This is a genomic window from Kitasatospora sp. NPDC088783 (genome assembly GCF_044750705.1).
GTDB lineage: Bacteria > Actinomycetota > Actinomycetes > Streptomycetales > Streptomycetaceae > Kitasatospora > Kitasatospora fiedleri.
Genome location: NZ_JBIVKJ010000006.1, coordinates 194851 through 206268 on the forward strand (window position 1 = coordinate 194851; position 11418 = coordinate 206268).

The following is an 11418-nucleotide window of genomic DNA, read 5'->3' on the forward strand; positions in this document are numbered from 1 at the left end:
TCTCGATCCGGCGACCGGCACGACGACGCACCCGCAGGAGGCACCATGCCCGAGGACCGCCCGCCGCTCCCCCCGTTCACCCGTGCCACCGCCCTCGCCAAGGTCCGGGCCGCCGAGGACGCCTGGAACACCCGTGACCCGGCCCGGGTCGCCCTCGCGTACACACCCGACACGGTCTGGCGCAACCGCGACACCTTCCTCACCGGCCGCGCCGAGGTCACCGCCTTCCTCGCCGCCAAGTGGCGGCGCGAGCGGGAGTACGCCCTGCGCAAGGACCTCTGGGCGTTCGAGGACGACCGGATCGCCGTCCGGTTCCAGTACGAGTGGCACGACGCGGACGGCCAGTGGTGGCGCAGCTACGGGAACGAGCTGTGGGAGTTCGACCGCCACGGCCTGATGCGGCGGCGCGAGGCCGGCATCAACGACGTCCGCATCGACGCCGCCGACCGCCGCATCCACGGCCCGCGACCGGCCGCGGAGCGGGACGGACCGGAACTGCCGCTGCGCTGAGCTGCCCGCCTGAGCTGCCCGCCTGGGCGGCGGGCCGGGCGGTTCAGTAGCGTGTCCGCATGGTGCGAGTCCCCCTGACCCCCGAGCAGATCGAGGCCGGCCGCCGCCTGGGTGCGCTGTTCCGCGAGACCCGGGCCGGTCGCGACCCCGCCACCGTCGCCCACAGCGCCGGGATCTCCCCCGAGACGCTGCGCAAGATCGAGATGGGCCGCCTGCCCAGTCCGGGCTTCGGCACCGTCGTCGGCCTCTGCGCCGCGCTCGGCCTGCCGCTCGACACCGCGGCCCACGTCTGGCTCGGCGAACCCGCGGGCTGCCCCCCGCTCAGCGGGAGCGGGGCGCACGAGTAGCCGCCCCGGGGCCCGGGGCGGCAACCGGCAACCAGGGGTGGGTGGTCAGGCGAGGACCAGGTACTGGCGGCCGTCGAGGAGTTCGCGGACGGCGTCCAGGTGGCCGGCGTGGGTGGCGGTCTCGGTGATCACGTGCAGGACGACCTCGCGCAGGGTGTCGTAGCGCCAGCCGTCGAAGAAGTCCGGCCACCAGGCGGGGGACGCGTCGAGGGAGGCGGTGGAGAGGAGGACGTCGGAGAGCGCCGCCTGCCCGCGGTAGAGGGCGAAGACCTCCTCGGCCGTCAACTCCGGAGCGGGCTGCCAGGCGTCGCCCCCGGCATCGAGGATCTCGTCGATCGCGGTCCGGTCCCCCGCCGCGACCGCGCGGAACCAGAGCTTCTCGACGTCCAGGGCGAGGTGGTGCACCAGCCCGAGGCAGCTCCAGCCGGAGGGGAGGACCGGGCGGCGCAGTGCCTCCTCGTCCAATCCCTCCAGGATGTCCAGGACGTGCTTGCGCTTGCCGTTCAAAACACCCAGCAGCGTGGTCAGTTCGGTGTCGGCCATGGGCCGGACCGTACCCCGTCCCGCCGACAGCCCGCACCCGAACGGGACTCAGACCAGGGCCAGGACCGCGTAGCGCTCGTCGTGGACCGGGCCGCCCCACAGCGCCGGGTCGGCTTCGAGGGGCTCGACCCGCAGGTCGCGGACCAGGGGGCGCAGCGCGGCGGCCAGGACGGACGCGGTGACGCCGCCCGCCCAGGGCAGGCCCTCGGTGCCCGGGGCGTAGGGCTCGACGGGCGTGTCGGCCTCGCGCCAGCGGCCCTCGACCAGCAGCAGGCGGCCGCCGGGGCGCAGCAGGTCGGTCCAGGCGCGGAGGGCGGCGTGCGGGTCGGGGAGGGTCCAGAGCAGGTGGCGGGAGAGCACCGCGTCGTACCGGCCGTCACCGGTCGGGGGGAGGCTCGCGTCACCGACCAGGAAGCGCCCGTCCCGCCCGGCGGCGGCCAGCTTGGCCCGGGCCCGGTCGACCATCGCGGGGGCGAGGTCGACGCCCGTCACCCGGTGCCCGGCCTCGGCGAGGAGCAGGGAGAGCGAACCCGTGCCGCAGCCGACGTCCAGCACGTCGAGCCCCGCACCGGGCAGCCACCCCGCGAGGCGCCGCCGCCAGGCCCGCCGGGTGACGTCGTCACGCAGGCCGTGGTCGGGCTCCCGGTCGAACGAGGGGGCGGCGGCGTTCCAGTAGGCGGCGATCGGGCCGAGCGGAGGTTCGTCCATCCGGACAAGATCCCACCCGCCGGTGACAGTCGGCGGTCTCGGCTCCCTCGGCCGTCTCTGCCGTCTCAGCCGGCCAGCACGAGACGTACCGCGAACACCGCGACCAGGCCGTACCCGGCGGCGTGGGTGAGACGGCGGGCCCGGGGGCCGAGCCGCGACCCGGCCAGTGCCCCGGCCGCGGCGAGCACCTGCTGCCAGACCAGGGAGGCCAGGAAGACGCCGACGACGAACGCGGTGGAGCCGTCACCGGCGGCGCTGCCCCGGCCGGTGATCAGGGCGGTGAAGTAGAGGGCGGTGGTCGGGTTGACGGCCGTGAGCAGCGCGAACCGGAGGAAGGAGCGGGCCACCACGGACGCCCGACCGGACGCGGCGGACGCGGCGGACGCGGCAGGCTCGGCAGGTGCGGCGGGCACGGCAGGTACGACGGGTGCGGCGGGCACGGCAGGTACGACGGGTGCGGCGGGCACGGCGGGAGCGGCGGGAGCCACGGGCCCGGCAGGCTCGGCGAGGACGGCAGGGGCGACAGACACGCCGGGCACGGCGGGAGCCACGGGCCCGGCAGGCTCGGCAGGCATGGCAGGGACGGCAGGCCCCGCAGGTGCGGTGGCGGCGGAGCGGCGTAGGCCGAGCAGTCCGTGGGCGGCGATCGCGGCGAGCAGGAGGGCGGAGGCGGCCCGTACTGCGGTCTCGTGTCCGGTCAGGAGGGTGGCGACCTGTGGTCCGGCCAGCACGGCGGCTGCCGCGTACGCGCCGTCGACGGTGGCCACGGCGGTGGCGGCGCCCGCGGCGGGGGCCCAGCCCCGGCGGCCCTCCTGGAGGAGGAGCACGCCGATCGCGCCGAGCGGCAGCGCCACTCCGAGCCCGGCCAGTGCGCCCGCGACCAGCGTCCGTGTCATTCCGACACGATGGCGCTCGCGCCCCGTCCGGCGCACCGCATTTTCTGCGGGCACCGGGCACCGGGCACCGGTCACCGGGCGCCGAACACCGACCGCCGGGTCCCGGTCAGCCGTGCCGGGTTCCGCCGTGCCGGGTTCCGCCGCGGCGGCGGTGGGCCGCGGCGACGGCCCGGACCGAGCGGTAGGAGAGCACCGCGAGGGCCGATTCGGCGGACAGCACGGAGGCGGTGCTGCGCCAGGAGCCGAGGGAGAGGACGGACAGCGCCGAGCCGACCGAGCCGATCGACAGGAAGGACCCGACCGAGCCGACGGACAGGAACGAGCCGATCGAACCGATCGAGAGGAACGAGGCGGTCGAGCCGAGCGAGAAGCCGCCGGCCGCTGCCGCGCGCAGCCGTTGCGCGCGGATCTTCGGGGTAGGTGGTCGGACGGACATGCCCCCTCCTTCTGCATCTGCTGGGCTGCTGGCCTGCTGGCCTGCTGGCCTGCTCCCTGCCCCCAGCCTTCCGCCGGGTCCCCGTCCGCGCAAAGGCGCCGGTCGCCGGGGGTGCCGGGTCGGGTGGCGGCGGGGGCGGAGCTGCTTGGATGGGGTGTTCGTCGGACCCGCCGGGTCCGGTGCGTCGGGTGTGAGGGAGGAGCGGGTCCGGTGAGTACGGTGTCCGCCGAGGTGCTGTCGTTGGTGCTGCTGGCGGCGGTGCTGGTGGGTGCGGTCCGGCGGCCGTTCGGGTGGCCGGAGGCGGTGGTGGCGGTGCCGGCGGCGGGGGTGCTGGTGGCGGTGGGGGCGGTGTCGCCGGCCGCGGCGTGGGCCGAGGTGGGGCGGCTGGCGCCGGTGGTGGGGTTCCTGGCGGCGGTGCTGGTGCTGGCGCAGCTGTGCGACGACGAGGGGCTGTTCGAGGCGTGCGGCCGCTGGATGGCGGGGGCTTCGGGCGGGCGGCCGGTGCGGCTGCTGGGGCAGGTGTTCGCGGTGGCGGCGGTGGTCACGGCGGTGCTCAGCCTGGACGCGACGGTGGTGCTGCTGACCCCGGTGGTGATCGCCACGGCGGGGACGCTGGGGGTGCGGCCCCGGCCGCACGTGTACGCGTGCGGGCACCTGGCGAATACGGCCTCGCTGCTGCTGCCGGTCTCCAACCTGACCAACCTGCTGGCGTTCACCGCCAGCGGCCTGGGGTTCGGCCGGTTCACGGCGCTGATGGCGCTGCCCTGGCTGGCCGCGGTGGGGGTCGAGTACCTGGTGCTGCGGCGGTGGTTCGCGGCCGAGCTGGCGGTGCCCGCCGAGCGGCCGGTGGCGGCGGGCGGGGTGCGGCTGCCCCGGTTCGCGCTGTGGACGGTCGCGGGGACGCTGGCGGGTTTCGTGCTGGCCTCGGCGGTCGGCGTCTCCCCGGCGTGGGCCGCGGCGGCGGGCGCGCTGGTGCTGGCGGTGCGGGCGCTGGCCGGTCGGCGCAGCACGCCGCGCCGGATCCTGTCGGCGGCGGCCGTCCCGTTCCTGGCCTTCGTGCTGGCGCTGGGCGTGGTGGTGCGGGCGGTGGTGGACAACGGGCTGGCCGACCGGCTGGCGGCGGTGGTCCCGGCGGGCGACACGCTGCCGGTGCTGTTCGCGCTGGCCGGGCTGGCGGCGGTGCTGGCCAACCTGGTCAACAACCTCCCGGCGACGCTGCTGCTGGTCCCGCTGGCCGCCCCGTCCGGTCCGGGCCCGGTGCTGGCCGTGCTGCTCGGCGTGAACCTCGGCCCGAACCTGACGTACGCGGGCTCCCTCGCCACCCTGCTGTGGCGCCGGATCACCCGGGAGCGGGAGGTCGACGACGGCGGTCCGCGGCTGTTCACCGCGCTGGGCGCGCTCACCGTGCCGACCACCCTGGCGGCGTCCGTGCTGGCCCTCTGGGTCTCGCTGCGCCTGTTCTGAGCGGTGGCGGCGGCCGTCCGGCGGCGGCCGTCCGGCGGGCCGACGCCCTGGCGCCGCCCGGACACCGCACGCACGCCGCACGCACACCGCCCGGGTGGCGGGCGAACTGACCGGGCGTCAGCTCCCGTTCGCCGGGTTTTCCGATGATCGGCGGTGTGAGATCCGCCACGGCCGGGGGAATTGCGTAGACACGGCCGGGTGAGGCAGGGTGAATCGGCGTCAGGCCCTGCGTACGGCCCCGCACACCCACCAACTCCGGTCGGCGGGCCGATGACTTGCACGACCGCGAGGCCGTACGCCGCTCGATCCACCCGCCGCTCCGGGTCCGCCCGGGGCGGCGGCCGAGTCCGCGTCTCCCGTGACCAGCGTTCGACGGAGGCCAGCGCCAGGGGCAGATAACGCGCCCGTGCGGTCACAGGACGGGCGACGCCGGAAGGAAACCATGTGACTCGGATCTCGGTCCGGGGCGTCGCTGTCGCCTCCGCCACCGCCGTGACCGCCGTCGGAGCGGTCGTGGGTGCGGCCGCCGGCAGCGAGGGCAAGGCCGTCCAGACGGTCGACGTCGCGAGCGCCACGCTGCTCGCCGACGCGCCCACCGGTGCGCAGGCCCAGAACGTCAGCGACGGCATCGGCCGGCAGGCCGACGCCCAGCAGGTGTCCGCCGACACCGCCGCCAGGAAGGCCGCCGCCGAGGCCGCCCGGCAGAAGGCCGCGGCCGACGCCCAGGCCAAGGCCGACGCGGACAAGGCCGCCGAAGCCGCCAAGGCGGCCGCGGAGAAGGCGGCCAAGGACGCCAAGGCCGCCGAGGAGGCGGAGGCGAAGCGGGCCACCGAGCAGGCGAACCGCGACTCCTCGCGCAGCGTGCTGGCCAGCGTCCCGGCCGGTTCGGTCCAGGACATCGCCCGGGGGATCATCGGCAGCGACACCCAGTTCCAGTGCTTCAGCCAGATCGTCACCCGCGAGAGCGGCTGGAACTACACGGCGAGCAACGCCTCCTCCGGCGCCTACGGCCTGGTCCAGGCGCTGCCGGGCTCCAAGATGGCCTCGGCCGGCGCGGACTGGCGCACCAACCCCGCCACCCAGATCAAGTGGGGCCTCAACTACATGAACAGCCGCTACGGCAGCCCCTGCGGCGCCTGGTCGTTCTGGCAGTCGCACCACTGGTACTGACCGGCCCCGACCGCGGCCCCGCGGTGGCGGAGCACGGCACACGACGTACGGCCCGAGGCCCGCGCGACCCCCGTGGTGGCGCGGGCCTCGCCGTTCCCGCACGTCACCTTCACCTCCCCCGTCCCGGGAGTTCCCTCCCGGCTCACTATGCTTCGCCTCTGCCGAAGGTTCCCTCCCGTTTTTGCGTTATCCGCCGCTGGCCGGTGGATCTCCAAGGGTGTGAGGGCAGGACGCGAGAACACGAGGACGGGCCGGGCTGTGGACAGTGGACGGACGGCGGCGCTGGTCGGACGGGCGCAGTGCGGTGACCGGCAGGCGGTGGCGGAGCTGGTCGGCGGGCACCTGCCGCTGGTCTACAACGTGGTGGGGCGGGCCCTGTCGGGGCACCCGGACACCGACGACGTGGTGCAGGAGACGATGCTGCGGGCCGTGGACGGCCTGGCCGGGCTGCGCGATCCGGCCGGGTTCCGGAGCTGGCTGGTGGCGATCGCGCTGAACCAGGTGCGGCGCCGGTTCCGGAACGCGGACGCGGTGGACGCGGTGCCGGACCCGGCCGCGGTGGCCGATCCGGCGGCGGACTTCGTGGGCCTGACGATCGTCCGGCTGGGCCTGTCGGAGCAGCGCCGCGAGGTCGCGGAGGCGACCCGCTGGCTGGACGACGGGGACCGCGAACTGCTGGCGCTGTGGTGGCTGGAGGCGGCGGGCGAGCTGTCGCGGACGGAGCTGGCGGCGGCGCTGGAGATATCGCCGCAGCACGCGGCGGTGCGGGTGCAGCGGATGAAGGGCCAGTTGGAGGCGGCCCGGGTGGTGGTGCGGGCGCTGGCCGCGGTGCCGGGCTGCCCGTGGCTGGCGGAGGTGACGGCCGGTTGGGACGGCGTGCCGGGCGCGCTGTGGCGCAAGCGGATCGGGCGGCACGCCCGGGAGTGCGCGGTGTGCGGGGAGCAGCGCCGCGGCCTGGTCCCGGCGGAGGGGCTGCTGGCGGGCCTGGCGCTGGTGCCGCTGCCGAACGGGGCGCGGTTCGCCCAGGAGCTCGCCGCCGCGTCCTCCCACAGCGGCAGCGACGGCACCGGCGACGGCACCGGCGGCGGGTCCGCGCCGCGGGCCGGGCGGGCGGCGCACCGGCGGGGCCCGTCCGCGAGCGGTGCGCACCGGGCGGGGGCGCGGCGCGGTCACCGGCGGGCCCGGCGGCGCGGTCCGGCCCCGGTGGTGCTGGGCGGCGGGGTGGTGGCCGCGGTGGCGGTGGTGGCCGGGCTGCTGGTGGTGGTCGGCGGGACGGACACGCCGCCGGCGGTGGGCGCGGCCGAGCAGCCGCCGCCGTCCGTGGCGGCGCTGGTGGACCCGGCGCAGGGCACCGCCCCGGCGGCCGACGGGGACGCCTCGCCGTCCGCCGCGCCGTCCGCGTCCCCGTCCGCCGCGGCCTCCCCCTCGCCGAGCGCGCCGGTCTCCTCCGCCGCCCCCTCCCCGTCCGCGTCGGCTTCCGCCAAGCCGTCCGCTCCGGCGGCGCCCGGGTCCGGGTCGGCCGCAGCGTCGGCGAACCCGGCCGCGGCCTCCGCCGCGAAGCGGTCGACGGATCTGGCGCAGCAGGTGGTGGACCTGGTCAACACGCAGCGCGCGCAGGCGGGTTGCGGGCCGGTGCGGGCCAACGCGAAGCTGGCGACGGCGGCGCTGCGGCACTCCGAGGACATGGCGGCGCGCAACTTCTTCGACCACACCAACCCGGACGGGGCCGGTCCGCAGCAGCGGATCGACGCCGTCGGGTACGCGTGGAGCGGCTGGGGCGAGAACATCGCGCGCGGGCAGAAGGACGCGGCCGCGGTGATGGAGAGCTGGATGAACAGCCCGGGCCACCGGGCGAACATCCTGAACTGCAAGTTCACCGAGCTGGGTGTGGGGGTCCACCTGGGCACGGGTGGACCCTGGTGGACGCAGGACTTCGGCACGCCGCGCTGAGGCCGGAGCCGCGGACGGCGCGGAGACCGTCGTCCCGCCCACGCCCCCGTCTCCGTCTCCGGTCGAGCGGTCAGTCGGTGGTGGCGTGGGTCCCTTCCCGCGGGCGGGGGACGGCGTCGGCGGCGTCCGCGGTCAGTACGGTCTCGCGCAGGTCGGCGAGTGCCTCGTCCACCGAGTCGTGGACGTCGAAGATCCGCTCGATCCCGAAGAGCTGGAGGATCTTGCGGGTGTGGACGTCGGGTCCGGGCAGGACCAGCCGCAGTTGTCCGTCGCGGGAGGACAGCATCCGGCGGGTGGCCACCAGGACGGCGAAACCCGTGGAGTCGCAGAAGTCGACCCGGCTGATGTCGACCACCATCCGCAGGCAGCCGTCGGTGACCAGTCGCTGGAGGCGTTCGCGGAGGGCAGCGACTCCGCTGATGTCCACCTCCCCGGCCACCTGGACCACTGTCCAGCCGTATCGCTCCCCGTAGCTCACGCTCAGTGCCACGCTGTTGCCTTTCTCTGGTGCCGCTGGGGGTATGCGGCCCCCTGCCCGTTTCCTCCGGCGGCAACCCTGTTCCAGGTGACGATTTGGCGGTCGAGCGGAGTAATTTCCGCGAAATGTCATGGCCAGGGACCGTTGAACGGTCGAATTCGCTGGCCGACCCGATGATCTGCACAGGATTTCCTCCGGTTGGCGGTACCACGGGGGCGGCCTCCCGGTGCGGACCCGGGGGGACTAGCCGGGCGTGTTCTCCCGCTCCTGGAGGACCTGGCGCATGCGCTGCCCGGTGGCGTCCGGGGCGATCAGGGGGGCCGGGTAGGAGGCGGGGCGGCGCGGGGACTGCCAGGGGCGGTGGATCTCGCGGCCGGGGAGGTCGGCGAGTTCGGGGAGCCAGCGGCGGACGTAGTCGCCGGACGGGTCGTAGCGGTCGGCCTGGGTGAGCGGGTTGAGGACGCGGTTGGGGCGGGTGTCGGTGCCGGTGCCGGCCACCCACTGCCAGTTCATCTGGTTGTTGGCGAGGTCGCCGTCGACCAGGTGGTGCAGGAAGTGCGCGGCGCCGGGCCGCCAGTCCTGGCGGAGCGACTTGGTGAGGAAGCTGGCGGTGAGCAGCCGGGCCCGGTTGTGCATCCAGCCGGTCTCGGCGAGCTGCCGCATCCCGGCGTCGATGATCGGGAAGCCGGTGCGGCCCTCCCGCCAGGCGGCCAGTTCCTCCGGGTCCTCGCGCCAGTGGCCGGGCCGGTGGCGGTAGTCGGCGCGGGCGGCGTCGGGGCGGGCGGCGAGCACCTGGTAGTGGAAGTCGCGCCAGACGAGCTGCCGGACGAAGGCGTCCGCGCCGTGGCCGCCGCGCCGTTCGGCGAGGTGGGCGAGTTCGTTGGCGGACAGGCAGCCGAAGTGCAGGTAGGGCGAGAGGTGGGAGGTGCCGTCGGCGGCGAGGTCGTCGTGCAGGGCCGCGTAGTCGTCGGTGTGCCAGCGCTGCCAGGCGCGGCGGGCGGCGGCCTCGCCGGGGTCGGGGAGGCTGCGGGCGGTGGGGGCGGCGGTGGGCAGCGGGGCGCCGGTCAGGTCCTCGGGGGTGTGCAGGGCGGACGGGGCCGGCAGCGGGGTGCGGCGGGGGGTCTGCTGCCAGGCCCGGTGGTAGGGGGTGAAGACGGCGTAGTGGTCGCGCCCGGCGGGCCGCACGGCCCCGGGCGGGACGGCGGTCAGCGACGCGTCGTGCACCCGCAGCCGTTCGCCGAGCGCGGCGCTCAGCCGCTGTTCGCGGCGGTGCGCGTAGCCGCTGACCCCGGCGGCGACGTGGACGCTCGCCGCGCCGGTCTCGGCGGCGAGTTGCGCGGTCCGTTCGGCGGTGTCGCCCTCGCGCACCAGCAGTCGGCCGCCGGCCCCGCGCAGTGCGGCGTCCAGTTCGGCCAGGCAGCCGGCCAGGAACGCGGCCCGGTTGGGAGCGGCGAAGCCGGCGGCGGCGATCGCCGGGTCGGTGACGAACAGCGGCACCACCCGGTCGGCCCCGGCGCGGGCGGCGTGCAGGGCGGGGTTGTCGTGCAGGCGCAGGTCCTGGGTGAACAGGACGATGGCGAGAGTCATGGTGCTGGTTTCCGTACGGGGCTCGCGGTGTCGACTTGGCGACCTGTCGGTGTTCCGGGCGGCGCGGTGGCCGCGCCGGGCGGTGGTCGGGCCGACGGCCTGGGCGGTCTGGTCGGTCTGGTCGGTCTGGCGCTGTGGTGTTGTGGGGTTCTGCGGCGGGGACGGGTGCCCCGTACGTCTTCGGAGCGGTCGCCGCACCGGATGGGGCCGACGGGGCCGATGGGGCCGGGGCGGGCCTCGGCGGTACTGTCGGCCCGTCCCCCTCACCGATCACACCACCGGGAGCCGTACCGTGCACCAGCTCAGCCACGCCGACGTCCAGGCCGCCGCCGACCGGATCGCGGGCCTGGTCCGCCCCGTGCGGGTGGTTCCGGGAGGGCCGGGCGGGGTGTGGCTGGCGCTGGAGTACATGCAGCACACCGGCTCGTTCAAGGCCCGCGGCGCGGTCAACTTCCTGCGCGCGCACCGGGAGGCGGGCACCCTGCCGGACGCAGGCGTGACCATCGCCTCGGGCGGCAACGCGGGCCTGGCCTGCGCGTGGGCCGCCCGGCAGCAGGGCGTGCGGGCCACCGTGTTCCTGCCGGTGAACGCGCCCGCGGTGAAGGTGGCCCGGCTGCGCGGCTACGGGGCGGACGTCCGGTTGGCGGGCGGCGAGTACGCGGAGGCGCTGGCGGCCTGCGAGGAGTTCGCGGCGGCGAGCGGCGCGCTGGCCTCGCACGCCTACGACCACCCGCTGGTGGCGGCCGGGGCGGGCACCCTGCTCGGGGAGGTCCACCGCCAGGTGCCGGGCCTGGACACGGTGGTGGTCTCGGTCGGCGGCGGCGGCCTGTTCGCGGGCGTGGCCACCGCGGCCCGCGCGCACGGGGTGCGCACCGTCGCCGTCGAACCGGAGAACTGCCGGGCCCTGCACGCCGCGCTGGCCGCCGACGCGCCCGTGGACGTGCCCGTCGACTCGGTCGCCGCCGACTCGCTGGGCGCCCGCCGCGCCTCCGCCACCGCCCTGGCCGCCGCCCGCCACCGGGACGTGCGCACCGTCCTGGTCCCGGACGCGGCGATCGTCCGGGCCCGCCGCGACCTGTGGGAGGAGCACCGGATCGCCGTCGAGCACGCCGCCGCCACCGCCCTGGCCGCCCTCGGCACCGGCTACCGCCCCGCGCAGGACGAGCGGGTGTGCGTGGTGCTGTGCGGCGCCAACACCGACCTGACGACCCTGGCCGGGGCCGACGGGTCCGACGGGGACGACCGGGACGACGCCTGACCCCGTTCCCCTTGCCGTACCCGTGAACTGACGGCCCGTCGTCCGCGCCGCGCCCTAGAGTCGGTGGCCGG

General features: G+C 76.3%; 12 protein-coding genes. 6 read left to right on the forward strand and 6 right to left on the reverse strand.

The window, feature by feature from the left end:
* Positions 1-45: 45 nt before the first annotated feature.
* A complete protein-coding gene (locus ACIP60_RS19040; RefSeq protein ID WP_400685778.1) occupies positions 46-510 on the forward strand; it encodes a nuclear transport factor 2 family protein in 465 nt (154 codons plus the stop codon).
* Positions 511-569: 59 nt separating this feature from the next.
* Complete coding sequence (locus tag ACIP60_RS19045; RefSeq protein WP_111552720.1) at positions 570-857, forward strand: helix-turn-helix transcriptional regulator; 288 nt, start codon at positions 570-572, stop codon at positions 855-857.
* A gap of 45 nt (positions 858-902) precedes the next feature.
* Here ACIP60_RS19045 and ACIP60_RS19050 read toward each other — a convergent pair whose 3' ends face one another.
* The 4 genes from ACIP60_RS19050 to ACIP60_RS19065 all read right to left on the reverse strand — a co-directional run bounded on the left by ACIP60_RS19050 (position 903) and on the right by ACIP60_RS19065 (position 3440).
* A complete protein-coding gene (locus ACIP60_RS19050) occupies positions 903-1400 on the reverse strand; it encodes a DinB family protein (protein ID WP_400685781.1) in 498 nt (165 codons plus the stop codon).
* A gap of 48 nt (positions 1401-1448) precedes the next feature.
* Complete coding sequence (locus ACIP60_RS19055) at positions 1449-2108, reverse strand: class I SAM-dependent methyltransferase (protein ID WP_400685784.1); 660 nt, start codon at positions 2106-2108, stop codon at positions 1449-1451.
* 65 nt (positions 2109-2173) lie between these two features.
* Positions 2174-3004, reverse strand: coding sequence for a LysE family transporter (locus ACIP60_RS19060; RefSeq protein ID WP_400685787.1), 831 nt, complete (start codon positions 3002-3004; stop codon positions 2174-2176).
* A 106-nt stretch (positions 3005-3110) separates the two neighbouring features.
* A complete protein-coding gene (locus ACIP60_RS19065; protein WP_400685790.1) occupies positions 3111-3440 on the reverse strand; it encodes a hypothetical protein in 330 nt (109 codons plus the stop codon).
* 210 nt (positions 3441-3650) lie between these two features.
* On the opposite strand from ACIP60_RS19065, the gene ACIP60_RS19070 reads away from it, so the two are divergent.
* The 3 genes from ACIP60_RS19070 to ACIP60_RS19080 all read left to right on the forward strand — a co-directional run bounded on the left by ACIP60_RS19070 (position 3651) and on the right by ACIP60_RS19080 (position 8024).
* Complete coding sequence (locus ACIP60_RS19070; protein WP_400685792.1) at positions 3651-4904, forward strand: SLC13 family permease; 1254 nt, start codon at positions 3651-3653, stop codon at positions 4902-4904.
* A 444-nt stretch (positions 4905-5348) separates the two neighbouring features.
* On the forward strand, positions 5349-6074 hold the full coding sequence (locus ACIP60_RS19075) for a transglycosylase SLT domain-containing protein (protein WP_400685795.1): 726 nt from the start codon (positions 5349-5351) through the stop codon (positions 6072-6074).
* Positions 6075-6332: 258 nt separating this feature from the next.
* A complete protein-coding gene (locus ACIP60_RS19080) occupies positions 6333-8024 on the forward strand; it encodes a sigma-70 family RNA polymerase sigma factor (protein ID WP_400685798.1) in 1692 nt (563 codons plus the stop codon).
* A 70-nt stretch (positions 8025-8094) separates the two neighbouring features.
* Here ACIP60_RS19080 and ACIP60_RS19085 read toward each other — a convergent pair whose 3' ends face one another.
* Both ACIP60_RS19085 and ACIP60_RS19090 read right to left on the reverse strand, forming a co-directional pair.
* Positions 8095-8514: an STAS domain-containing protein gene (locus ACIP60_RS19085; protein ID WP_159072992.1), complete on the reverse strand. Its 420-nt coding sequence runs from the start codon at positions 8512-8514 to the stop codon at positions 8095-8097.
* Positions 8515-8745: 231 nt separating this feature from the next.
* Positions 8746-10089, reverse strand: coding sequence for a cryptochrome/photolyase family protein (locus ACIP60_RS19090; RefSeq protein WP_400685801.1), 1344 nt, complete (start codon positions 10087-10089; stop codon positions 8746-8748).
* A gap of 292 nt (positions 10090-10381) precedes the next feature.
* On the opposite strand from ACIP60_RS19090, the gene ACIP60_RS19095 reads away from it, so the two are divergent.
* Positions 10382-11347: a serine/threonine dehydratase gene (locus ACIP60_RS19095; RefSeq protein ID WP_400685804.1), complete on the forward strand. Its 966-nt coding sequence runs from the start codon at positions 10382-10384 to the stop codon at positions 11345-11347.
* Positions 11348-11418 lie beyond the last annotated feature (71 nt).